This window comes from Lactobacillus sp. WILCCON 0059 (assembly GCF_057197985.1).
Genome location: NZ_JBUBHN010000001.1, coordinates 1,184,480 through 1,206,735 on the forward strand (window position 1 = coordinate 1,184,480; position 22,256 = coordinate 1,206,735).

Genomic DNA, 22,256 nt, shown 5'->3' on the forward strand with positions numbered 1-22,256 from the left:
CAGAGAAGAAAGGCAAAAAAATGAAAGACGTAATGATTTTAACTGGTGCTGGACAAATTGGTATGGCTATTGCCCGGAGAATGGGCTACGGCAAGAAAATCGTCATCGGTGACAAGAGCCTGAAGAATGCCGAAGCAATTGCCAAGGTAATGAACGAAGCCGGTTTTGACGCGGAAGCGGTCGAAATGGACCTGTCTTCACGCCGATCCATCAAGCAGTTGATTGAAAAGGCAGCCAGCTACGGTGAAATTTCCATGCTGGTCAATGCTGCCGGCGTATCACCGAGCCAAGCTTCAATTGAAACGATCTTGAATGTTGACTTGTACGGGACGGGGGTTTTGCTTGAAGAAGTCGGTAAGGTCATCAAGAAGGGCGGCGTTGGCGTGACGATTTCCAGCCAGTCCGGCTGGCGCATGCCGGCCCTCACCTAAGAGGAAGACGAACTGCTGGCAACCACGCCAACTGAAGAATTGCTGAAGCTGCCGCTTTTGCAAGTAGAAAACATCCGCGACACCCTGCACGCTTACCAAATGGCTAAGCGTTGCAATGAAAAGCGGGTCATGGCTGAATCAGTCAAGTGGGGCAAACGCGGTGCCCGCTTGAACGATATCGCACCAGGGATCATTGTCACTCCGCTGGCCCTGGACGAATTCAACGGCCCACGCGGTGACTTCTACAAGAACATGTTCGCCAAGTGCCCAGCTGGCCGGCCAGGTACTGCCGACGAAGTTGCCAACGTGGCTGAACTGCTGATGAGCGACAAGGGCGCCTTCATCACTGGTTCCACCTTCTTAATCGACGGTGGCGCCACCTCAAGTTACTTCTACGGCCCGCTCAAGCCAGAAAAATAACGAGCATAACAATCATAAAGTGACAAAAAGCCTCCGGGACTGCCGCAGCAGTTTCCCGGGGGCTTTTTTGCTAGATAAGGTAGGGAATTAATTAAATAGTTGTCAGTTGCTCTCAGTTTCAAGCAGTCCGTACGCGGGAAGCGGATCCGCCGTCTGCAGCAGCCTGCGATAGCGCCGCTGTTGGCTCTGCAGGTCTTCATTGGCAATCATGCGGGAACCGAAAGTCATGAAGGGACGGACGTATTTCATGCCGGTCAAGCCGGCCATTGACTGGTATGGCCGGAGCAATTCCGCCAGCCGGTAGCCGTGCAGGCCTTCCCGGGTGTAATGTTCCTGCCCGCCGCCAACGGAAACGCAGACCAGCAGTTCCTTGCCATGCAAGGCTTTGCCCTTGCTGCCATAGGCCCAGCCGTGAGTCAGCACGTCATCTTCCCACTGTTTTAGCAGGGCCGGGCTGCTGTACCAGTAGATCGGGAATTGGAGCACGACCCGGTCGGCTGCTTCAAGCGCTGCCTGTTCAGCCGCCACGTCGATTTTGAAGTCAGGATAGAGTTGATAGAGATCGCGCACTGTAACGTTGTCAAGGTCTGCGGCTGCTTCGAGCAGCGGACGGTTGACCTTTGAAGCGCGCGGATGCGGGTGCGCGAAAATGATCAAAGTTTTCATGGAGATTTTTTTGCCTTCTTTTTTCACGGGGAAAATTAATGGCTGCGGTTCCGGTAGTCCTTGACGCTCTTGAAGCGGGCCAGTTCCTCACTTTGGCCGCTCTCTTCCAGATACTGGCTATACTGGTCGGCCAAGTCAGGCACGACTTCGTTACTGCCAGGAGTGAAGTGAATCTTTTCGGTACCGGCTTTAATCGCGGTCTCGAAATACCATTCCTTAAACTTCAAGTAGCACAAGGTATCCTGCAGGTCGCTGATCTGTGTCTGCAGGTCCTTTTCGTGTGCTTTCAAGAGCTGGTAGCGGTCCTCAAGGGTGCTGTCGCCTTGCAGGCGCATTTGGATGAAGTCAGCAATATCGGTCACCGGCACGCCGGCGTTTTTAAGGCAGATGATCGTGCGCATCAAGTGAACGTCATTTTCGGAAAAAACGCGCCGGCCGTTTCCGTTGCGCTGGATGAAGGGCAGAAGGCCCTCCTTGTCATAGTAACGAATCGTGTCAATAGAAATGCCTAGTTTTGCCGCAACTTGGCCGATGCTGTAGCTCATCTTTTTCCTCCAATGCTTATCTGTTTTTAGTCACTTACTTGTCATCGGTTGACAGAGAGATGGCGCGATTGCTCTCAATTTCGGCTGCCAGTTTGCGCAGCTTTTCCAGGCTGCCGTTGTAGGCAAATTCACCAAGCGGCAGGTGGTCTGGCATCTCGTCGCTGTTAACTGCGTCAATGATTGCCTGGGCAATCAAAGCTGGATCCCCAGGTGCATTGTCAACCGCCTGGTCAGTCGTTGCAACCATGTTCTTGAATTTGGCATAGTCAGCGATTTCCGGCACCTTCTTTTCAGATGAAGAGCCAGCCCAGTTGGTCCGCGCGCCGCTCGGTTCAACCGTCAATACCTTGATTCCAAGGTCAGCTACTTCCTGGCGCAGGGCATCAGAATAGCCTTCAACCGCAAACTTTGCGGCACTGTAGTAGCCCATGGTTGGCAGAGTAGTCAAGCCCAGAGCCGATGAAATATTGACAATTATACCACTCTTGTTAGCCCGGAACTGCGGCAGCAAGGCTTCCGTCATTTCGGCCAGGCCAAAGAAGTCAACTTCAAACATGTAGCGCACTTCCTGCAGGTCGCTTTCTTCAATCGTTGAGAAGTAACCTAAACCGGCATTATTGACCAAGACATCGATTTTTGGCGAAAATGCCATGGCTTCTGCAGCTGCCCGCTTGACCGCTTGCGGATCAGACACGTCAACGATGACTTTTTTGATCTGACCGTGATCGTACTGATCAAGATAGTCAAAATCAGCTTCCTTACGGGCGGTGGCGATGACGCTGACGCCGTCTTCCTGGGCCAGCTTGCTTGCCAAGGCCTTGCCAAAACCGCTTGAAGTACCAGTAATCATCCAAGTTTTCATGGTTAATTTACCTCCTTGTCTACAATTGTTAATATTGTTCTCTAGCTGCAGTTACCAAGCCGTCAAGCCAAGCCTGGTGGCCGTTAAGCATTGGGTTTGGGACAGTTACGGCCAGTTCAGCGGCAGACTTGCCCAGCTGAGATTCCTGGGTCAAGAGGCGGACACGATTGTCAGGCAGCTGTTCGATCAAGAAAGCGTGGTATACGTCGATTGAAGAGTCTTCATCCCCGTCATTCCAGCCATGCCAGGCGATTCTGGCTACCGGACTGTCAACCGTCGGGCTGACCAGTTCCATGACCTGGGCATCGATCGGGAAGCCGAAAGTATCAAAGTGGAAACGTTCGCCGTAGTGAAGATCGCTGTTTTCGCCGTTGGTAAGTTCAATATTAGCGGCGTTGTCGTAGTACTTTTCCCATTCAGCAGTATCTATAAGATAGTGCCAGATGTCAAAAACTGTCAGATCTTTAACAATAACCTCATTAGAAACAAAATTGTCAGTCGTTCCAGGCAAAAAACGGCTTGGAAAGCTAATTGAATGCATGTGTAATTCCTTCTTTCGTTAACTTGATAGTAATTACTGTAAAACCTGGAGCTAGCTCTAGGTCAAGCATTATTTTGATTTTTTGGGGGAATTGCACTGACTCCTTAAAAATAGTACTTGAATAAGCAAAAAACGACCGCGTGAGCACTTGCTCCACGGGTCGTTTTGTAGTTTTAGTGGCTACAGAATGTATTCCATCGTAGTTTCCTTGACTTTGAGGCCGTTTTTCTCATAGAAGCGAATGGCGGAATCGTTGCCGGCCCAAACGTTTAGAGTCACTTCATAGCATCCTAGGCGCTTGGCTTCGCGCTTGACGAAATCCAGCAAAGCCCGGCCGACGCCTTGAGAGCGGCGGGAGCTGTCAACGCACAGATCATCTATAAAGAGTGACTTGAACTGCACCATGTTTGTAGAAAAAGGCTGCTCTTGAAGCTGCGTAAAGGCATAGCCTAATACGTCATCATTTTCGTTAACCGCAACATAAATTGGCTTTTGATCGTCCTTTAACAATTCCATCAGTTCTTCAACCGTGTACTTGGTTGTACCAGGAATAAAGACATCCGGCCGGATAGAAGCATGGATTTCAAGCACTTCGTTGAGTAAATTCATAATTGCTGGGACATCTTTATCCCGTGCGCGCCGTATATTCATTTTGTGCACCTCTTAAATTAAGTATTTCTGATATTTTAACACTATTTTCTGCTAAAAATAGTAATGAAATTAGATCTGATTTAAAGCAAAATTGGTCCGTTCTAATTTTTAAAAAGGTTTTGACTTTTTCAAAAAATAGCGCTAACATATTACGCAAGGTATTATCAATCTACAAATTAGATTAACTTGTTATAGCTGTTTTTAGGGCTACCGAGCTCTTTTTTTGAGCACTATTATAACTTAACAGATATAATCTGATTGCAATGCAGATTTTTGTGCCTTGAATAGAAAAAATGGGAGGTATTTTTACGAGGAAAAGGAAAAAAGTAAAAAGGCTTAGGAAATTCCTAGCCTGGCAGATGATTGTCTTGATGTTGTTGGGAAACTTGTCCGTTAATGTAACCAACTCCATTGCGGCAACAACAGAAACAACATCATCTACCGAAGCGGAAGGAGATGAGGAAGAAAAGGAGACTTCCACTAATACTGAAGCTGCTTCAGAAGCAAACTCCATAAGCAGCAGCCAGGCACAGTCAAGTAATACGGACCGTTTAAGAACTAACCAAGCACGTGCTCCGTCGCAAAAGTCTTCCGGCAGGGATGTCAGTTCAAACATCACCAGTCTGACGGTTTCAAAATCACATGTGAATGATGGCGAAAGAATTGAAGTGAAATTCAATTTTGATGACCATGCTGTCAAGATGCAAGAAGGCGACCAGATCTCAGTGAAATGGACAGGTAGCAGTACAGTTTTTGCCGAAGGTTATCAGCTTAACAAAGATCTTTACATTGACGGTGTAAACGTCGGTACTTTACAGATCACACAAAACAGTGCGGTCGTCTCTTTTAATAAGAATATCGAGGATCTTGACAACGTTAATGGCTGGGCATCATTTGAAATCTTAGGACGCAACGTAACGAACACTACATCTGAGTCAATTGGTACGGTTAGAATTAGCAGCGGGTCCAAGTATAACGACATTGAGATTACGAAACCAAAGTCTGGCGATTCTGGTAGTGGTGGAAACCCGTTTTACTACAAGACTGGTGACATGCTTCCATCGGATACTGACCACGTTCGCTGGTTCTTGTGCGTGAACAACACTAAAGATCAAGTCATTGGTGACACCAAGCTTCTTGACCAAATTCAGCCAGGACAAAAGCTCGATACAAGCAGTTTTAAGATTACAGTTTCAGGTCGGAATAATGACTTTTTCTATGGGGATGATGCAATCAGTAAGTTTGAAGCTGCATATCTAGGTTCAGAAATCAAGGTTGATGGACAGAATATCAACGTAGTTTTGCCAGAACGTCATGTCTCCAGAAACAACATTGTGATCAACTACAAGACTTCGATCATTGATTACAATCAGAAGAAGTTCACTAACAACAGCCAAGCTTGGTATCAGATTTCAGGTGATTCAGCTGTTGCAGGGAAAGACTTCAATTTCCAGGTAACCAATGTCAACGCTGACGGCGGGGTGGATGGCAGCAATCGGACCAGCGTCAGCGTAAAAAAAGACTGGGTTGGGGATGATAAATCCGACCGGCCGGAAAGCATTAAAGTCCAGTTGTATGCCGATGGTAATCCAACTGGTGATCCGGTGACGTTGACAGCAGCAGATGGCTGGAAATACACCTGGGATAAACTGGTCAAAGCTGTTCATGGCAATAAAATTGCTTATACGGTGAAAGAAGTGAACGTGCCTGATGGGTACGAAAGCAGTGTCTCCAACACTGGAAATGACTTTACAATCACTAATAAGCAAGCCAAAAAGGTTACAGTTTCTGGACAAAAGAGCTGGAAAGATAATGACGACCAAGATGGTCTGCGTCCTGACTCGATCACAGTTCATCTTTTAGCGGATGGGGAGGAAATCAATAGTCAGAAGGTTACTGCAGCAGACAAGTGGCAGTATAGTTTCGATAACTTGCCAGAATATAAGGATGGCAAGAAGATCGCTTACTCCATCAAGGAAGATGCAGTCAAAGGCTACGATTCACAAGTCGATGGTTACGATGTAACTAATACCCACCAGCCGGAAACCACAGCTGTACTGGGTCAGAAGACTTGGGTTGATGGAAATAATCAAGACGGTCTGCGCCCAGCTTCGATTACGGTTCATTTGTTAGCCGATGGTCAAGAAGTCGCTCAACAGACTGTTTCTGAAGCAACCAATTGGCACTATGCTTTCAGCAATCTTCCAAAATTTGATCATGGCAAGCAAATTGCGTACTCAATTAAGGAAGATCCAGTAGCTGGTTATACTGGCCAAATTCAAGGTTATGACTTGATTAACAGCCATGCGCCAGGCAAGAATTCGATTGCCGGGGTTAAGACTTGGAATGACCAGAATAACCAAGATGGATTAAGACCAAGTTCAGTTACAATTCATCTTTTGGCCGATGGCGAAGAAGTTGCCAAGCAAACAGTTTCTGCCTTGACTAATTGGCAGTACGCTTTTAGCGACATGGCAGTACGCTTTTCTACTACGACTGTAACTGGTCGACATGCCAGAATACATCCACCTTCTTGATGGCAAGAAGTGGCATATAGTTTCGACGCTTACACCATTAAGGAAGATGCGGTCGAAGGATACGGCAGCGAAGTGGATTTTAAGGGCCGTACTACGACATCCGGTCAAATTGAAGGACAACAACAACCAAGATGGTCTGCGTCCAGACTCTATCACTATCCACCTTCTCGCAGATGGTAAGGAAGTAAAGAGTCGTCTACTACGTGGCAGTACAGCTGTGCCAAACACAAGGATGGTCACTCCATCAAGTCGGTTGGAAAGACAACTAACACTCACAAGACGACCAAGATGGAAAGACAATGACGACCAAGATGGTCTGCGTCCAGACTCTATCACTATCCACCTTCTTGCAGATGGTAAGGAAGTAAAGAGTCAGAAGGTTACTGCAGCAGACAAGTGGCAGTATAGTTTCGACAACTTGCCAGAATATAAGGATGGCAAGAAGATCGCTTACTTCATTAAGGAAGATGCGGTCGAAGGATACGACAGCGAAGTGGATGGCTTTAACGTGACCAACACTCACAAGCCGTCTACTACGACTGTATCCGGTCAGAAGTCTTGGAAGGACAACAACAACCAAGATGGTCTGTAGCTGGCAGATCAGAAGGTTACTTGACAAGAAGGACAACAACACAAGGACCAAGATGGTTAAGGGCATCCGTATTTTCACTGACATGCCAGAATACAAGGATGGCAAGAAGATCGCTTACACCATTAAGGAAGATGCGGTCGAAGGATACGGCAGCGAAGTAGATGGCTTTAACGTGACCAACACTCACAAGCCATCTACCACGACTGTAGCTGGTCAGAAGACCTGGAAGGACAACAACGACCAAGATGGCATCCGTCCAAACTCTATTACTGTCAACCTTCTCGCAGATGGTAAGGAAGTAAAGAGTCAGAAGGTTACTGCGGCTGATAAGTGGCAGTACAGCTTTGACAACCTGCCAGAATACAAGGACGGTAAGAAGATTACTTACTCCATTAAGGAAGGTGCGGTTAAGGGCTACAGCAGCGAAATTGATGGCTTCAATGTGACAAACACTCATAAGCCATCTACCACGACTGTAGCTGGTCAAAAGTCTTGGAAGGACAATGATGACCAAGATGGACTTCGTCCAGACTCTATCACTGTCCACCTTCTCGTAGATGGTAGGGAAGTAAAGAGTCAGAAGGTTACTGCAGCTGACAAGTGGCAGTACAGCTTCAACAACTTGCCAGAGTATAAGGCTGGCAAGAAGATTGTTTACTCAGTAAGAGAAGACGATATTGCTGGCTATGAAAGCCAAGTAGACGGATATGACATCACTAACACACATGTTCCAACTACTCATTCAATAAGAATAACCAAAGTTTGGAAGGACATGAACGATAGAGATGGCATTCGTCCGAAATCTATTAGAGTTCAACTCTACGCCAACGATCAGAAGTTTGGCTCTGAAATTGAACTTAGCGATGAAAATGACTGGTCTCAAGTGATTAATGATTTGCCAGTCTTTAATTCTGGCAAGAAAATCAGTTATACGGTTGATGAACTTGATACACTGCAAGGATACACGAAAACCGTTAACTACTCTGATCCAGAAAATATTTTACTGATTAACACATACAAACCATTTGTTCCTTCATTGCCGATTTTCCCAAGTCCAGGTAATGACACAGGTAAGAAAGCTGAAATCGAAGTACCCAAAACAAATAACAGGATTCCTTCTCAACCAACTAAGCCTAATGTGCCAAGCCAAAAAGCCAAGGAGTATGCTAATAATTCTAGTGAGAAGACTAACTCAAGTCAGAAGCGGCTTCCACGCACTGGCGAAAATGATTCTGTTCTCTTGAAGATGATAGGTTTGTTGCTACTGTTCCTTTCAGTTGCTTCTCTCTATATCTACCGAACAGAAGACCGAAATTAGTCCAATAATTTCAGACGATCAATGGTATATCCATTGGTCGTTTTTTGTGTTGTAAATTGGCGCGATCTGATTGCAAGATAGAATCTTATGATGTATTTTGCCGCCATTGATCTTGGTATGATTATCTCAACAAATCAAGCAAGAAAGAAAAACATCTAAACAATACGGAGGCACAACATGAAGAATGTAGCATTAATCACTGGTTCATATGGCGGTCTGGGTACTTGCTTCGTCAACATCCACGCTGAAAAGGGCGGCGACTTGATCCTGGTTGGCCGCAGCCAGGCAAAACTGAACAAGCAAGCTGAAGAAACCAAGAAGAAGTACGACGTCAATGTTTTGACTCTGGCAGTTGACCTTTCAAAGCCAGAAGCAGCTCAAACCATTTACGACTTTACTAAGAAAGAAAATGTGCTGCCAGACATCTTGATCAACAATGCCGGTTTCGGTGGCCAAGGGGACTTCGCCAGAGAACGGACCATGGAACAGGACATGTCCATGATCGCCGTCAACGTTGAAACTCCAACCAGAATCTTGAAGGATATGATCAAGCGGGGCAGCGGCAAGGTCTTGAACGTATCTTCAACCGCTGCCGTAATGCCAGGGCCACTGCAAGCAGTGTACTACGCAACAAAGGCCTACATGACTAGCTTCTCAAACGCACTTTGGCGGGAATTGGAAGGCACGGGCGTAACTGTAACTTGCCTGATGCCTGGTGCGATGACTACTGGTTTTGTCAGCGCAGGTGGTCTGGGCGACACTGCTCTGTTTGACAAGGCGCAAAGCCCAATGCCAGTTGCCAAGGACGGCTACGAAGGAATGCTCAAGGGTGAACTGAACGTGACTTCTGGCTTGGTAGGGATGCAGAAGATCTTCCTGCCAATGTCACCAATGATGCCAAAGAAGATGCTGATGAACAATGTCTACAACATGCAAGTTCGCGGCAGCTCAAAGAAGTAATTGAAGCTATAAATACAACAGCTCAATTGAAAGGAAATGATAGCAATAAACACCGAAGCAAACAAGCGGATCATTGACCTGGTCAAGCAAGAATATATGGAAAGAATTCCTTCTTTTGTCAGAAATCACGCGACTGGCAAGACCTGTCAGCTGATCGCCAGGGAGTTCCCGGAGATCTACGCTGAATTTGAAAAAGCAGAAGTTAGCGCTGATGCCCAAGAGCAGATGCGCAAGATCGTCAACGACATTTTCGAAGAAAGAATGGCCAAGCATCACATGTAACTTGGCACGAAGTGATTGGCTTTAGGCAGGATATGATGTTCAGAAAGAAGCCTAAAGCTCGTAAACTAAAAGCATGATCAAGAGATCAAAAAATAGATAACCGAAACAAACTGAAAATAGAAACAGGAGAAAACAAACATGGCTTACAAGACTACTAACCCATACACCGGCGAAGTACTGGCAGAATTCGACAACTTGACCAACGAAGAACTTGAAGGCAAGCTGGCTAAGGCCAACGAAACCTACAAGGAATGGTCAAAGACTACCTTTGAAGAACGGGCAGCTTTGATGAAGAAGGCTGCACAATTGGCAAGAGAACGCAGAGATGAACTTGCAGCCATCAACGCAACCGAAACTGGCAAACTGGTTACTATCGCTGCTTGGGAAATGAACCTTTGTGCAGACATCATGGAATACTACGCAGACAACGCTAAGGACCTGCTTAAGCCTCACTACGTAAAGACCACTGATGAAATGGCCGGTGACGCTGTCGGCATTTACCAGCCACTGGGCATCATCTACATGGTTGAACCATGGAACGTGCCATTCTTCCAAATGACCCGTCCAAGTGCCGCTCAATTGATGGCTGGTAACGTAGTTGTTCTTAAGCACGCAAGCAACTGCCCGCAATCAGCACTGGCAATGGAAAAGCTCTACCGTGACGCCGGCTTCCCAGAAGGCTGCTTCACCAACCTCTTCATTGACTATGAACAATCAAACGCATTGATCGCTGACAAGCGGATCTGCGGCGTAACTCTGACTGGCTCAACTCCAGTCGGCCGGCAAATCGCAGCTGAATCAGGCAAGAACTTGAAGAAGTGCGTTATGGAACTTGGTGGCTCAGACGCCATGGTCGTACTCCCAGACGCGGACTTGGGCAAGGCAGTTCAAGGCGCCATCATGGGCAGAATGACTATCTCCGGCCAAGTATGTGCCGGTGACAAGCGGATGTTCATCCACGAAAGCCTCTTTGACGCCTTCAAGGGCGGCGTAGAACAGGCAATCAACGGCATGGTAGCCGGTGATCCGCTTGACCCGAACACTACTCTGTCACCAGTCAGCTCAAAGAAGGCAGCCGACAAGATCAAGGCACAAATCGCCAAGGCAGTAAAAAACGGGGCAACTGCAGAAGAAGTAGGTCCAAAGGTGCCAGAAGGCGACGCTTGGGTACAACCAACTATCTTGACTGGTGTAACTCCAGACAACCCAATCTTCAACGAAGAAATCTTCGGGCCAGTATTGATGCTGTTCTCATACAAGACTGAAGACGAAGTAATCGAACTGGCAAACGGTACTGACTTCGGTTTGGGCAGCTCAGTTTACACTGAAGACCCAGCTAACGCAGCCCGCTTGGCAGCAGCCATGGAATCAGGTGCCGTATCAATCAACCAGCCAACCATGGCATCCCCAGCCATCCCATTCGGCGGGATCAAGACTTCAGGCTTTGGCCGTGAAATGGGCGCGGAGGGCATCCGTGAATTCACCAACGAGAAGTACATCAACAGTGCTCAAATCGACATGACCAAGGTATTTGAAGAATTCTAAGACTTCAACATAGTTTAAATCTTCACTCTCTCTTGCTTATTGACTATATTTCTAGATCAATTAAATTCAACTCACTTACTCGATACATAACAAGTGATATTTTCTTTTAAATACTCGAAAAATTCATTCTGAAATAACCTTTAAGATACACAACTCTAACACAACACAACTCAGAAGGTCACGCCTAACCAGCGTGGCCTTTTCTTGTACCTCCGCAACTTAGTCCCGTATTTTGGCATCTTACCTAGATTTTACCCAAGAAAATCCTAGCAGATGTAAAATTATTTTAGAAATATAAATAGAAAGGGGTTGCAAAATGATGAAGAATGCTATTGAAGTTAAGAACCTTTCTAAGTCCTATGGAGACTTGAAGGTTGTCAATGACATTTCTTTTGCAGTCCGTGAGGGCGAGTTATTTGCCTTCCTAGGCCCAAATGGGGCCGGCAAGTCAACAACGGTCGACTGCCTGTCGACTTTGACCAAGTTTGATTCCGGTGAGATCAAGCTGACCGGTCTTGACATGAAGTCACAGGCCCAAGCGATCAAGCAGAAGATCGGAATCGTCTTTCAAGAGGGACTGCTGGATAAAAGGCTAACAGTTCTTGAAAACTTGACACTTCGAGCTGGTTTTTACTATCGCAGCAAGGCAAAAGTGGAAGCTGCGGTTGCCCGGGCAACTGAATATACTGTGATTAAAGACCTGCTTAAGCGGCAATACGGAAAATTGTCCGGCGGGCAAAGGCGGCGGGTAGATATCGCCAGAGCGCTGTTAAACACGCCGAAGATTCTCTTTTTAGACGAGCCAACAACTGGACTTGACCCGCAAACCAGGCAGCATATCTGGGAGACAATCCAGCGTTTGCGAAAAGAGCAGAGAATGACAATCTTTTTGACAACGCACTATATGGCAGAAGCTGCCGCGGCTGATTATGTGGTGATTCTAGATCAAGGAAAGATTGTTGCCGAAGGCAGTCCAATCAGCTTGAAGGAGCGCTACAGTTACGACCGGTTGAAACTGTATCCAAAACAAGGACAAGGTTTAGACAACATACTGACGACTCTTTCGCTTAAGTGGAAGCAGGAAGCAGACCACTATGAGGTTGAATTAGCGAACACCATGGACGCCATCGATATCGTAGAAGAGGTGCGGGACCAGCTGCAGAGCTTTGAAGTCTTGCACGGAACGATGGATGACGTCTTCTTGAACATCACAGGGAGGAGGTTAAGAGAATGAGCGCGATGGTCAAAAGAAATCTCAAGATTTACTTTAGAGACAGGGCTTCGGTTTTCTTCTCGATGCTGAGCGTCATCATTATTTTTGCCCTGTATATCTTCTTCATCGGCGATTCGATTAACAGTGGCTTAAAGTTTCTCCCGCACCCCAACAGACTCATGCGAGCTTGGATGCTAGCGGGGATGCTGGCTTCGGCGTCGATCACAACCAGTTTGGGAGCTTATGGGGTAATGATCAGCGACCGGGAAAATAAGACGATCAAGGACTTTTACTCATCCCCGGTCAGCAGAAGACAGGTCGCGGGCGGCTATATCGTGACCGGCTTCATCATCAGCATCATCATGTCTATTTTTACCTTGTTTTTTGGGGAATTCTACCTGGGTCTGGCCGGCGGAGCGGTGCTGGATATAGAGATTTTACTAAAGTTATTTGGTGTAATTGTCTTGTCAGCCTTTGCTTCATCGGCAATTGCTTCCTTCATAATTTCTTTCTTGAAAACCAACAGTTCCTACTCAGCTGCCAGTACCATTGTCGGTACCTTAATCGGCTTCTTGGTTGGAGCATACATCCCAATTGGCAACTTGCCAGACAACGTTCAATGGCTGGTCAAGTACTTCCCATGTGCTCACTCAGCAGTACTTTACCGGCAGCTTTTGATGAAGCCTGCAATTAAGGCCAACTTCGCCAATCAGCCGAAAAGTGTATTAAAAGAGATCAAGGAAATGTTTGGGATTGTCTTCGTATATGATGGCCATACTGCGCCAGCCTGGGTGTCAGTTGTTGTTCTATTAGTTACTGGGCTAGTTTTCTACTTACTAGCAGTTTTGGTAATGACCCGGAAACAAAATGAAATTTAGAAGTTAGTTAACATAATTTTAGATATGCAAAGCTGTGTACGAATGTATGCGGCTTTTTAATTAAAGCCTTTTCATGGACGGATTTTAGGGATATGATCAAGTTGGATGTTTAAGTTAGGAAAGGTGAATAACATGAAAAGGAAAATACTAGCATTTGTTGGCTGTTTGTCCTTGGTCGCTACGACCGTTCAGCCTGTGCAGGCAGGCTACCTTAATGGGTACGACTATGCCAAAGTTGCAAATAAGAAGGTTGTAGTCACTAAGACTATGAAGGTCTATCGCGTTAAGACGGGAACTTGCCAAGGAGAAAATTTTTTTTACCTTGCGGGCAAGGTAAAGAAAGGCTCTATCATTTATCGGTCACAGTGGTTCATGAGCACTGGCGGTGGTTGGGTGATTAAGAGCAACAAGTACAAAGCCGGCAGACGGAAGTTCTACTTTGTGACTGCCCCAGAAAAGACCAAGTGGTTTAAGGCTTACAAGGCTAAGAAGAAATCTGTAGCCAAAATGAAGAAGGCCAGCAAAAAGACCAATAAGAAAGCCGTTAAGAAGGTAAGCAAGAAGAAAGTCACTAAAGCTAAGACTGTAAAAAAGACAGCCAAGCCTAAGAAGGCAGTGAAGAAAAGCGGTAAGAAGACTGTGAAGAAGGTTGCCAAGAAGAGCGCTAAAAAAACAGTCAAAAAGACTACTAAGAAACCTTCAAAGACAGTAAAGAAGACTAGCAAAAAGCCGTTATCGATGGCACAGAAGTACAGCCCAAAGGTTAAAGCTTGGACTACAACACTTGATTGGGGAGACTCCTTCTCAAAAGATGCGTATTCTTACATTACCAATACCTGGGATCTCCCAAGTGAGACGAACTATACTTTTGTAAAGCCAGTAAACACTAAGAAGGGCGGCTTCTATCAGACTAATATTCTGGTTACCTACCCAGATGGTTCAAAAGAAACGGTGGGGCCGGTATCCTTTGTAGTCAAGTCTGCACAAGCGGATGCGTACAATGTGACTGTCAAGAATACCACCGTACCTTATGGGCACTATATCGATATTAGAAAGGACATTGTGACTAACCCCGTTGGTTACTTCCCTAATGACCCTGCTGAAGTGACTAGGAATACGACAGAATTTCGTTTTTGCCGTGCGGATGGGAACCCTTTAGCAGATGATCCCGATACCACGGTGCCAGGCAGTCATGACTACTATATCCTGGTTGAGTATCCTGATGATTCATACCAAGTTAGCCAGAAGTTTACCTTGACAGTCAGTCAGCCAGATAACCTGGTCTATCATCCAGCTTTGAAGAGCTCTTCAATCACTTTGCCAGTAGGCACGGATATTGAAGGGGATACCTATCAGTTGCTTAAGCCGCAAGACTTCATTAGCAACACCGCTGATATGCCAAGGGGGACCAAGTACGAAATTCGTGACGATTACAGCTACAATGAGCAATCTAGCAGCTACGTTACTATCGATGTTACCTTCCCGGATGGCACGACTTGGCAGTCACCAATGTTCTTGTTGAGCTTTAAGTAGAAATTTGAATTAAGTTACATAAGCAGCACCCATCTTTATTTAGTGCAGGGGATGCTGCTTTTAGTTTATAATAGAGATCATAAGCAATCGGTTACAACTTGCTGGAAAGGAAACTGGTATGTTAGAGAACGAAGCTTTGTTTGACGAGGTAGAGGCAGAACTTAAGAAACGTGGTTCGATTGACTATTTTGAAGAAAAATATGGTAAGATCACCGGCAGAATGATGATCACGGAAACAGAAATCCCCGAAGAATTAGGCATTGAGATCAATGATCCAGATGTTCATTCTTTCAAAGCCACTTTTGACTTCTATAACACCGCAATAGGCCTGGCGCTTAATGTCAAAACAAGAAAAGCAGCGACAAAATTCTGGCTGACCCCACAAGATGAAAGAAATGATGTGCCAACAGACAGTTGGTTCCAGTTCTTCGCCATGATTTTGATGGAAGCCTTAGATGAAGGCATGGACAGCATCCCAACTTTCTCTTTCGTCAACGATTCTAGTGACCTTACCATTAGCGGACTTGGTCTGCTCAAACAAAAATAACAGGAGAATATCATGACCAAAACAAAAGTAGCCTTTATCTGCACCCACAATTCTTGCCGCAGTCAAATCGCTGAGGCCTTAGGAAAAAAGTTGGCCGGGGATGTCTTTGAATCCTATTCAGCCGGCACTGACTTGAAAGATCAGATCAATCCCGACGCGGTTCGGTTGATCAAAGAGCATTATGGCATCGATATGCTGGCCGATGGGCAAAAGCCTAAGACCCTCGCTGATCTGCCTAGCGTTGATTACGTAATCACCATGGGCTGCGGCGTCCGCTGCCCTTATTTGCCTGCAAAAAAGCGGGTAGACTGGGGACTTGAAGATCCAACTGGCCAAGATGATGAGACTTTTATGCAGGTGATTAAAGAAATCGAGAGCAAAATACTTAAATTGAAACAGGAACTGCAGTAACCACTTAAGACCCCTTTGATTAACTGAGGTAAACAGGATGACGAGCCAAAATAACAGCCCAGTCAGCCGGATTGAAGCCGGTGAAAGCTGGCAAATCAAAGACGAAAACGCAATATTGACCATAACCAGCAAGGCGATCAAGTTTACTGACTTAAAAGACGACTCAAACTTCATCATCCCTTGTGATACAGCTGACCTGGCTAATTTTTGCCTTACTAGCGTCAGCAATCTATATGTCGCTGAGCCCTTGCTGGAATTCGGCTATGAGGAAGGGCCGGGCATCCCCGCCAACGAGCCTCTGTTTTTCCCCTATGATCCGGAACTGACTGGCGAAGTAGTCCAGATCGTCAATTACCTGACTCAAAAGATCGCCAGCAAGTCCGTCTATGATGGTCGGCAAAAAGATTTAGCTGCTAAACGCGAATATGAGCGTCTGTACGGGGCCTTTAGATACACCCGGGGGCAAGCTGAACATTTTGACGACAACCACTACAGAATGCGGTATTTCCAAACTATCGAGCTGAGAGGCAGTAAGTGCACGCCAGAGTGGTACCTGCTCCAACCAGAAATGGAAGTCAACTTTGTAGACGATGGCGACAATGTACTGATTGCCTGCCAAGGACAGATCCTGGGCTATTTGCCGAACCCGCGCATCGCGAACCTGGTTAAAGCTGCTATAGCTAACCGTGAGCAAAAAACTTTCGCCTTTATCAAGGCTATTGATGAAAAAAGACAGGTCATCCAGCTTGGTTTAGCCATCTACCAGAAAATGACTGAACCGGTTCTGGCGAATCTTCCACACATCGAAAGCTGGCTCTTAGAAACAGATGGTGAAGACATTGTAGGAGAGAGCCGGCAAAAACACCTTGAGCAGGCAGAAGTAGGACAGCTCTTATCTTTGCAGCTAAACCCGCCTTACGAGCAGATTACGGTCTGCACCCTGGAAGGGGATGAACTGGGAAAATTGAATAAGCAGGACACCGCCCTAGCCATGCGCTGCAACAAGAAACTGCAGATTTTTAGCGAGATCTGCCAAATGGACTACCAGCACCATATCCGTTGCAGAGTCAGAATTTTGTTTATCGACCCGAAAACTCAGGAAAACTGAAGAATAAAAGGCCACTGAAGCACTAAAAAGCTTTAGTGGCTTTTTGTTACAGCTTTTTTACAAAGCGCAAAAAATCTATTGACGATTCTAAAATAGTCCAGTATCATTTAGTGTATCACAACAGTAATACACCGATACGATTTAGGGGGTAACTATGGAAAAAGTGATGACAGTCAACAATGTGACGAAGACTTACGGTAAAAAAGGGGAGAAGCAGTACCAGGCATTAAAAGGAGTCTCGCTTAGCGTGGGCAAGGGTGAATTCGTCGCCATTATGGGGACTTCCGGTTCTGGTAAGACGACGCTTTTGAACATCATGTCTACCTTGGATAAACCGACTAGCGGCGAGGTTACGATCAATGGGAAGGACATTGCCAAGCTGAAGAAGAACCAGATGGCTGACTTCCGAGCTAAAGAAATTGGCTTTATCTTCCAAGACTTTAACCTTCTGGACAACCTAACCGCTAGAGAAAACATCGCTCTGCCACTGTCTTTGCAAGGGGTAAAGAGCTCAGAAATTGACTCCAAGGTCGATAAGATTGCCGCTAAGCTCAACATCAGCGAAGTCTTGGAAAAGTACCCAGCCGCTATTTCCGGCGGGCAGAAGCAAAGAGTTGCTGCTGCCAGAGCCTTGGTTCATGAGCCGGCAATCTTGATGGCCGATGAGCCAACAGGGGCTCTGGACTCCAAGTCTTCCAGAGCTTTGCTGGACACGATGGAATTGCTTAATGAGAAAGACCAGGTTTCGATTTTGATGGTTACTCACGACCCGTTTTCAGCGTCTTTTGCTGACAGGATTCTCTTTATCAGAGACGGCTTGATTGATGAAGAGATCAAGCGCGGGGACATGAAGCGGCAGGGCTTTTACAAGAAGCTGATCAGTCAGCTCAGCGAAAACGCCGATTAGTTGAGTAGAGAAAGAGATTAACATGATTTTCAAACTGTCAATGACCGGGCTCAAAAGCCGGCTAAAAGACTACCTGGTCCTATTTTCCGGCCTTAGCGCCGCCAGCATGATTTTCTACATGTTCTTGACTCTGGCCGCTAACCCGTCTTTCTTGAAGTCCAGTGTTGCCGGCCAGCTGACCATGGCAGCGACTAAGTTTATTTTTTCCTTCGGGATCGTCCTTCTGGCCATCTTGACCCTGGTCTACCTGGCCTATGCCAACAGCTTCCTCTTGAACATGAGAAAGCGGGACTACGGCATGTACATGATGCTGGGGGCAAAAAGCGGCAAGATCGGCCAGCTGATCTTCGCTGAAACTTTGGTGACTGGCCTTTTGGCAACCGGGATCGGGATTGTTTTGGGCGTAGGCTTAACTGAACTGGTTTCAGCCTTGATGGTCAAGCAGCTAGGGCTGACTTTGGCTCACTTTAACCCGCTTTACCTGCCAGCAGTTCTCTGGACCTTGCTCTTCTTTGTCGCCTTGTTCTTCCTGGCCGCTTCTTGGAACGCGGTCAAGCTGACCAAGACTACCTTGATCAATCTCTTAAAAGAAGACCAAAAGCCAAGCAAGCTGAAGAGTCGGCCAGTCTTGCGGACTATCCAGGCTATCGCTGGTGTAGTTCTTTTGGCTACCGGCTACTGGGCAATGGGAAATGTAACTACTTTGCAGCTGAAGGCAATTCCGATTGCTTTGGTTACTATCGTTTTGGGCAGTTACTTCATCTTTGACGCCTTCTTCGTGACAGTGATCGACTTTTTGCGGAAAAGACACGGTTTCCTCTACAAGGGGATGCGGCCATACACTTTGGGCCAACTCAAGTTCCGCCTGCATGGCTATACCAGAATCCTGTCAGCTATTTCAATTATGCTGGCCCTGGCCCTTGGCGCTATTACAGTCGGCATCAACTTCAACAATTTAAAGAATGCCATGACTGACGTTCAGTACTACGATTTTGTCTTAGTTGGCAAGCAGAAGAAGCTGGCTGACAAGGTTGAAAAAATCGGTACAGAGGAAAAAGTTACTTACAGCTACAAGGCTGATGAGAAAAACGGCGTCCTCTATGTCAAGAAAAGTGAAATTGACCAGACACCGCTCAAGATCCAAGAATATAACGCTGCTTCTTCAGACAAGAAGAAGACGATTGACAAGGAAGGGCGGATCTACCACACGGTTAAGGTAAATTCCATGACTTTAACTGGCAAGCAGACTTCGGCTACGGTTCAGCACTCTGCCCAAGCAGCCAGCCTGTTTCCAGAAGATTCTTCAAAGGGCTTTGTTGCCTTGTCAGATGCAGCTTTTGCCAAAAAGAAGCTGACAACCAAGGTCATCACTTTCTACAAGGTTAAGGATTTTGCCAAAAACAACAAGCTTCTTCTCAAACTTACTGATCAAGAAATGAAGCAGTTTAAGAAAGATTCCATGACTTACGGTTATCTCGAATTCACCAAACCTGTTTTGTACCAGCAGATCGCGGCAATGTGCTCAGGCTTTGAATTCATGGGACTCTTCCTCGGCTTGTCCTTCTTGATGATGCTGGCTTCAACTCTGATGTTTAAGATCCTGTCAGCAGCAGCCAGTGACAAAATGCGCTACAAGATGCTTTACAAGCTTGGGGCTAGAAACAGTGTCTTGAAGGGGGCGATCAGAAAGGAAATTGCCATCCTGTTTGTAGCACCGGCGGTGCTTGGCAGCCTGGACGTGCTCTTTGGCTTGAAGTTCTTCACGCTTCTTTTGCCAGACCCATACTACAAGATTTGGGTTCCGTTCCTGGCCTTCTTCCTCTTGTACCTGGTTTACTACTTAGTAACTGTCAAGCTTTACCAGGGGATCGTTTTAGAGGATACTCAGCAAGACTAATAGATTTTTAGCAAAAAAGCGATCGAAACATGATTCAGTTTCGGTCGCTTTTTGCATGGGGTTAAAAAGTGAAAGACTTTTGGAAAATTGGGGTTTGCCGCAGGTCGTAGACAAAGCCATCAGTAGGGGTGATTTCAAATGGCCGGAGCAGTTCCCGGCGTTCAGAGTCCGTCTTGTTGATCTCCAGCATTTCGGGATGCTGGTCATAGATCTTATCGAGGTAGGAGAGGTCGACTTCTTTGACCGTCCCGTTTAAGGTAAAGCCAACGCTGGACATGGTCTCTTCGCCTTTAAGCGCGGTGATAGAGACGTAGGGAAGAGAGTGCAGGCGCTGGTAAAAACTCTTCTGGTAAGTCGTCGCGAAGTAGAGTTTGCCATTAAGGCAGAGTTCAATATCGGCAACGTTAGTATAAGGCCGGCCGTTAGCAATCGTGCCAAAGACGACAGATTGGAAGGCGGATGGGATTAAGTCTAAAAATTCTGCTGTAGTTAAGCTATTGTCCAGCATCGGTACTGCTTTGCGCATGGGATTTTCCTCCTGTGGGTAATGTATTTCTAAGATTTACATGTTCATTATAGCACCTTTTTGGGAGGAAAAATGGGGGTGGGGGATGCTAGTTATACTGGTCATATTTTTGATTATGTAAAGTATGAATGCTCAAGCTGTAAACTGAGGACACCGATTTTAGGCAAACTGTGATTGCAGGACTTGGCATCATTGCTTGGCTAAACAAAGCGGTCAAGAGATCGCAAAAGAGAGCAGGCAACGTTGCTAAAGGCGAGAAAGACTTCTTAAGCAGCCACAAGCTGGCAGCTGGCGCTTATAACACCGCAAGTGTTGGCAAAGTGCTCAGTGACAGCATTTGGATTGATGGCGACCGCTTAATCGATGATGTAAGAACGGAGCTGTTCAAGTGCTACCAGACAGGTAAGTCGCTTGATGAGTTGCGGCAAAAGCTGATACGCCAAGTCAAGCCAACGCCAGGTACAAACATTGCTGACCGGATGGCACAAGCCGAATCAAAGGTCGATAGGCTAATCCGCAGCGAGTCGGCCAAGATGATCGATGAAATCGATACTGCTGCTTATAAAGAGGCCGGTGTTGAATATGTTAATTGGGTCATCGAGCCTGGGGCATGTAGCAAGTGTGTCAGCTTGAAGGAATCTGGGCCATATCCGATCGATAAAGCTCCAGCTTTGGTGATTGACTCGCACCCAAACTGCAGATGCGCGAAGGTGCCAAGCGATAAGGCTGATTTAAGAGGGCTTGGTTTGGTGGCGGGAGCTGCATTAGCCCATTTGGCTCAATCAAACAGTGCAGATCCAGATGACAGCCACTTGGAATATCAGCACTCCAGAAGTGACTCTTCAGATAAGGAGCGCGTAATCCTTGATAGCTCAACCAGTCAGAAGTACAATGACGGTGAAGATGAATATTTAGCAAATCTCGATGCTAGAGTAGTTAAGTATTTTAGCGGTGAAATTTCCGAGTCACTTAGTGAACGTCAAAAAGTATTGGCAGTTGAAGCTTATTTCAATTTCAAAAAAGACGGTATAATCTTCACAGATCATGGTATAGCGAGATATGTTGAACGCATGAGGCGCAAAAACGGTTCGCTTATCTACAATTACGTCACTGTCAAAAAGGCATTCGCCAATCCACCAAATTATGTATCTGAAAAAGATGGCAGGGATGCGAGATATTACAAAAATATTTTGTATGTTTCGGAACCAGACACCGGTGTTGTTGTGACAATGATGAAGAGAACGAGTATTAAGGGGTTCAAGAAGAAATGAAATACAGCGAAGTTGTTTTGAAGATGTTACGGAAAGCTGTAAGTGGTGAGCTTAAAGACTTTTGGGATTTTAGCTTTGATTTTAACGCTTTGTTTGGCGAAGACGAAAAATTCGCGAAGGCCTGGGAAGCAGAAAATCCAAAAATGTTTAATTTGCTTAACGATTACGAAGTGATGATGTTCTTGGAAGAACACAACACAAAAGATACTGAAGGATTCATTAAATTCCTTACTCCGTATTATGAAAAAGCCAGAACGATGGTCCCAAAGGACGTCTTGAAAGAAGTAGACGATGACGGGCAATAACGTTCCGGCTAAAAGCAGCAGCTTTATACCGGACGACACCGGCTGAAGCTAAGGAAGCGTATGCTAAAGATGAAAAGATATGAAAGGCTGCCAAATATGGATTACGAAGAAAGATTAATCAAAGAGTATTCAGGGCTGCGGGAAAAGGTATCAAAGCTCCACACTATGAACATCAAGCACAAGGCGGGCACACTCGACTTCAAGCCTAATTGTCCAGCTGAGCTCTTGCAAGAACAAGAAGATGCTATGACCAAGTACCTCGAAATCCTGGAAACTCGCGCAGAAATTGAGAACATCAAGTTGCACTGAT

Annotated in this window: 23 protein-coding genes and 1 pseudogene; 18 read left to right on the forward strand and 6 right to left on the reverse strand. The window is 46.1% G+C overall.

Features of this window, described 5'->3' with window-relative positions:
* The first annotated feature begins 20 nt into the window (after positions 1 to 20).
* A pseudogene (locus ACYVUT_RS05640) lies at positions 21 to 851 on the forward strand (SDR family oxidoreductase).
* A gap of 102 nt (positions 852 to 953) precedes the next feature.
* Here ACYVUT_RS05640 and kefF read toward each other — a convergent pair.
* From kefF to ACYVUT_RS05665, 5 genes are all read right to left on the reverse strand, one after another.
* Positions 954 to 1,517, reverse strand: a complete 564-nt coding sequence (gene kefF / locus ACYVUT_RS05645; protein ID WP_484501636.1) for a glutathione-regulated potassium-efflux system oxidoreductase KefF — start codon at positions 1,515 to 1,517, stop codon at positions 954 to 956.
* 35 nt (positions 1,518 to 1,552) lie between these two features.
* Positions 1,553 to 2,062, reverse strand: a complete 510-nt coding sequence (locus ACYVUT_RS05650) for a MerR family transcriptional regulator (protein WP_484500251.1) — start codon at positions 2,060 to 2,062, stop codon at positions 1,553 to 1,555.
* Positions 2,063 to 2,096: 34 nt separating this feature from the next.
* Positions 2,097 to 2,924, reverse strand: a complete 828-nt coding sequence (locus tag ACYVUT_RS05655) for an SDR family NAD(P)-dependent oxidoreductase (RefSeq protein WP_484501637.1) — start codon at positions 2,922 to 2,924, stop codon at positions 2,097 to 2,099.
* A 28-nt stretch (positions 2,925 to 2,952) separates the two neighbouring features.
* Complete coding sequence (locus ACYVUT_RS05660; protein ID WP_484501638.1) at positions 2,953 to 3,465, reverse strand: SRPBCC family protein; 513 nt, start codon at positions 3,463 to 3,465, stop codon at positions 2,953 to 2,955.
* Between the two features lie 180 nt (positions 3,466 to 3,645).
* Entirely contained in the window at positions 3,646 to 4,074 is a 429-nt protein-coding gene (locus ACYVUT_RS05665; protein WP_484500252.1) for a GNAT family N-acetyltransferase, read from the reverse strand.
* A gap of 413 nt (positions 4,075 to 4,487) precedes the next feature.
* On the opposite strand from ACYVUT_RS05665, the gene ACYVUT_RS05670 reads away from it, so the two are divergent.
* The 14 genes from ACYVUT_RS05670 (at position 4,488) to ACYVUT_RS05735 (ending at position 19,844) form a co-directional block, all read left to right on the forward strand.
* Complete coding sequence (locus ACYVUT_RS05670; RefSeq protein WP_484501639.1) at positions 4,488 to 6,653, forward strand: Cna B-type domain-containing protein; 2,166 nt, start codon at positions 4,488 to 4,490, stop codon at positions 6,651 to 6,653.
* A 46-nt stretch (positions 6,654 to 6,699) separates the two neighbouring features.
* Positions 6,700 to 7,245 (forward strand): Cna B-type domain-containing protein, encoded by a 546-nt coding sequence (locus ACYVUT_RS05675; protein ID WP_484501640.1) that lies wholly within the window; start codon positions 6,700 to 6,702, stop codon positions 7,243 to 7,245.
* Positions 7,246 to 7,297: 52 nt separating this feature from the next.
* Entirely contained in the window at positions 7,298 to 8,563 is a 1,266-nt protein-coding gene (locus tag ACYVUT_RS05680) for a Cna B-type domain-containing protein (RefSeq protein WP_484501641.1), read from the forward strand.
* A gap of 177 nt (positions 8,564 to 8,740) precedes the next feature.
* Positions 8,741 to 9,523 (forward strand): SDR family NAD(P)-dependent oxidoreductase, encoded by a 783-nt coding sequence (locus tag ACYVUT_RS05685; RefSeq protein ID WP_484500254.1) that lies wholly within the window; start codon positions 8,741 to 8,743, stop codon positions 9,521 to 9,523.
* A gap of 36 nt (positions 9,524 to 9,559) precedes the next feature.
* Positions 9,560 to 9,805, forward strand: a complete 246-nt coding sequence (locus ACYVUT_RS05690; protein WP_484500255.1) for a hypothetical protein — start codon at positions 9,560 to 9,562, stop codon at positions 9,803 to 9,805.
* Between the two features lie 138 nt (positions 9,806 to 9,943).
* Positions 9,944 to 11,350, forward strand: coding sequence for an aldehyde dehydrogenase family protein (locus ACYVUT_RS05695; RefSeq protein WP_484499151.1), 1,407 nt, complete (start codon positions 9,944 to 9,946; stop codon positions 11,348 to 11,350).
* A 316-nt stretch (positions 11,351 to 11,666) separates the two neighbouring features.
* Positions 11,667 to 12,584: an ABC transporter ATP-binding protein gene (locus ACYVUT_RS05700; protein ID WP_484501642.1), complete on the forward strand. Its 918-nt coding sequence runs from the start codon at positions 11,667 to 11,669 to the stop codon at positions 12,582 to 12,584.
* Positions 12,581 to 13,441 carry an ABC transporter permease gene (locus ACYVUT_RS05705; RefSeq protein WP_484501643.1) on the forward strand — a complete coding sequence of 287 codons (861 nt, stop codon included), beginning with the start codon at positions 12,581 to 12,583 and terminating at the stop codon, positions 13,439 to 13,441. The genes ACYVUT_RS05700 and ACYVUT_RS05705 overlap by 4 nt, the downstream gene beginning before the upstream one ends.
* Before the next feature lie 132 nt (positions 13,442 to 13,573).
* Complete coding sequence (locus ACYVUT_RS05710; protein WP_484499150.1) at positions 13,574 to 14,974, forward strand: Rib/alpha-like domain-containing protein; 1,401 nt, start codon at positions 13,574 to 13,576, stop codon at positions 14,972 to 14,974.
* 118 nt (positions 14,975 to 15,092) lie between these two features.
* The gene (locus ACYVUT_RS05715) at positions 15,093 to 15,521 is read left to right on the forward strand and encodes a hypothetical protein (RefSeq protein ID WP_484501644.1); all 429 of its coding nucleotides are present in this window, start codon (positions 15,093 to 15,095) and stop codon (positions 15,519 to 15,521) included.
* A 12-nt stretch (positions 15,522 to 15,533) separates the two neighbouring features.
* Positions 15,534 to 15,932 (forward strand): arsenate reductase ArsC, encoded by a 399-nt coding sequence (locus tag ACYVUT_RS05720; protein WP_439775365.1) that lies wholly within the window; start codon positions 15,534 to 15,536, stop codon positions 15,930 to 15,932.
* 37 nt (positions 15,933 to 15,969) lie between these two features.
* Positions 15,970 to 17,040 carry a hypothetical protein gene (locus ACYVUT_RS05725; RefSeq protein WP_439775364.1) on the forward strand — a complete coding sequence of 357 codons (1,071 nt, stop codon included), beginning with the start codon at positions 15,970 to 15,972 and terminating at the stop codon, positions 17,038 to 17,040.
* Positions 17,041 to 17,194: 154 nt separating this feature from the next.
* Entirely contained in the window at positions 17,195 to 17,947 is a 753-nt protein-coding gene (locus ACYVUT_RS05730; protein WP_484500257.1) for an ABC transporter ATP-binding protein, read from the forward strand.
* A 22-nt stretch (positions 17,948 to 17,969) separates the two neighbouring features.
* A complete protein-coding gene (locus tag ACYVUT_RS05735; protein WP_484501645.1) occupies positions 17,970 to 19,844 on the forward strand; it encodes an FtsX-like permease family protein in 1,875 nt (624 codons plus the stop codon).
* Positions 19,845 to 19,905: 61 nt separating this feature from the next.
* Here the strand turns inward: ACYVUT_RS05735 and ACYVUT_RS05740 are convergent, their stop codons facing one another.
* Entirely contained in the window at positions 19,906 to 20,370 is a 465-nt protein-coding gene (locus tag ACYVUT_RS05740; RefSeq protein WP_484501646.1) for a pyridoxamine 5'-phosphate oxidase family protein, read from the reverse strand.
* A gap of 170 nt (positions 20,371 to 20,540) precedes the next feature.
* Between ACYVUT_RS05740 and ACYVUT_RS05745 the strand changes: the two genes are divergently transcribed.
* From ACYVUT_RS05745 to ACYVUT_RS05755, 3 genes are all read left to right on the forward strand, one after another.
* Positions 20,541 to 21,641 carry a hypothetical protein gene (locus tag ACYVUT_RS05745; protein WP_484500260.1) on the forward strand — a complete coding sequence of 367 codons (1,101 nt, stop codon included), beginning with the start codon at positions 20,541 to 20,543 and terminating at the stop codon, positions 21,639 to 21,641.
* Positions 21,638 to 21,946, forward strand: coding sequence for a hypothetical protein (locus ACYVUT_RS05750; protein WP_484500261.1), 309 nt, complete (start codon positions 21,638 to 21,640; stop codon positions 21,944 to 21,946). The genes ACYVUT_RS05745 and ACYVUT_RS05750 overlap by 4 nt, the downstream gene beginning before the upstream one ends.
* 69 nt (positions 21,947 to 22,015) lie before the next feature.
* Entirely contained in the window at positions 22,016 to 22,255 is a 240-nt protein-coding gene (locus tag ACYVUT_RS05755) for a crAss001_48 related protein (protein WP_484501647.1), read from the forward strand.
* Position 22,256: the final 1 nt, after the last annotated feature.

What these genes read in the sequence shown, in the direction of transcription:
- kefF (WP_484501636.1), bottom strand. Translation starts at nt 1,517, where the DNA reads ATGAAAACTTTGATCATTTTCGCGCACCCGCATCCGCGCGCTTCAAAG.
- ACYVUT_RS05650 (WP_484500251.1), bottom strand. Translation starts at nt 2,062, where the DNA reads ATGAGCTACAGCATCGGCCAAGTTGCGGCAAAACTAGGCATTTCTATT.
- ACYVUT_RS05655 (WP_484501637.1), bottom strand. Translation starts at nt 2,924, where the DNA reads ATGAAAACTTGGATGATTACTGGTACTTCAAGCGGTTTTGGCAAGGCC.
- ACYVUT_RS05660 (WP_484501638.1), bottom strand. Translation starts at nt 3,465, where the DNA reads ATGCATTCAATTAGCTTTCCAAGCCGTTTTTTGCCTGGAACGACTGAC.
- ACYVUT_RS05665 (WP_484500252.1), bottom strand. Translation starts at nt 4,074, where the DNA reads ATGAATTTACTCAACGAAGTGCTTGAAATCCATGCTTCTATCCGGCCG.
- ACYVUT_RS05670 (WP_484501639.1), top strand. Translation starts at nt 4,488, where the DNA reads ATGTTGTTGGGAAACTTGTCCGTTAATGTAACCAACTCCATTGCGGCA.
- ACYVUT_RS05675 (WP_484501640.1), top strand. Translation starts at nt 6,700, where the DNA reads ATGCGGTCGAAGGATACGGCAGCGAAGTGGATTTTAAGGGCCGTACTA.
- ACYVUT_RS05680 (WP_484501641.1), top strand. Translation starts at nt 7,298, where the DNA reads ATGGTTAAGGGCATCCGTATTTTCACTGACATGCCAGAATACAAGGAT.
- ACYVUT_RS05685 (WP_484500254.1), top strand. Translation starts at nt 8,741, where the DNA reads ATGAAGAATGTAGCATTAATCACTGGTTCATATGGCGGTCTGGGTACT.
- ACYVUT_RS05690 (WP_484500255.1), top strand. Translation starts at nt 9,560, where the DNA reads ATGATAGCAATAAACACCGAAGCAAACAAGCGGATCATTGACCTGGTC.
- ACYVUT_RS05695 (WP_484499151.1), top strand. Translation starts at nt 9,944, where the DNA reads ATGGCTTACAAGACTACTAACCCATACACCGGCGAAGTACTGGCAGAA.
- ACYVUT_RS05700 (WP_484501642.1), top strand. Translation starts at nt 11,667, where the DNA reads ATGATGAAGAATGCTATTGAAGTTAAGAACCTTTCTAAGTCCTATGGA.
- ACYVUT_RS05705 (WP_484501643.1), top strand. Translation starts at nt 12,581, where the DNA reads ATGAGCGCGATGGTCAAAAGAAATCTCAAGATTTACTTTAGAGACAGG.
- ACYVUT_RS05710 (WP_484499150.1), top strand. Translation starts at nt 13,574, where the DNA reads ATGAAAAGGAAAATACTAGCATTTGTTGGCTGTTTGTCCTTGGTCGCT.
- ACYVUT_RS05715 (WP_484501644.1), top strand. Translation starts at nt 15,093, where the DNA reads ATGTTAGAGAACGAAGCTTTGTTTGACGAGGTAGAGGCAGAACTTAAG.
- ACYVUT_RS05720 (WP_439775365.1), top strand. Translation starts at nt 15,534, where the DNA reads ATGACCAAAACAAAAGTAGCCTTTATCTGCACCCACAATTCTTGCCGC.
- ACYVUT_RS05725 (WP_439775364.1), top strand. Translation starts at nt 15,970, where the DNA reads ATGACGAGCCAAAATAACAGCCCAGTCAGCCGGATTGAAGCCGGTGAA.
- ACYVUT_RS05730 (WP_484500257.1), top strand. Translation starts at nt 17,195, where the DNA reads ATGGAAAAAGTGATGACAGTCAACAATGTGACGAAGACTTACGGTAAA.
- ACYVUT_RS05735 (WP_484501645.1), top strand. Translation starts at nt 17,970, where the DNA reads ATGATTTTCAAACTGTCAATGACCGGGCTCAAAAGCCGGCTAAAAGAC.
- ACYVUT_RS05740 (WP_484501646.1), bottom strand. Translation starts at nt 20,370, where the DNA reads ATGCGCAAAGCAGTACCGATGCTGGACAATAGCTTAACTACAGCAGAA.
- ACYVUT_RS05750 (WP_484500261.1), top strand. Translation starts at nt 21,638, where the DNA reads ATGAAATACAGCGAAGTTGTTTTGAAGATGTTACGGAAAGCTGTAAGT.
- ACYVUT_RS05755 (WP_484501647.1), top strand. Translation starts at nt 22,016, where the DNA reads ATGAAAAGATATGAAAGGCTGCCAAATATGGATTACGAAGAAAGATTA.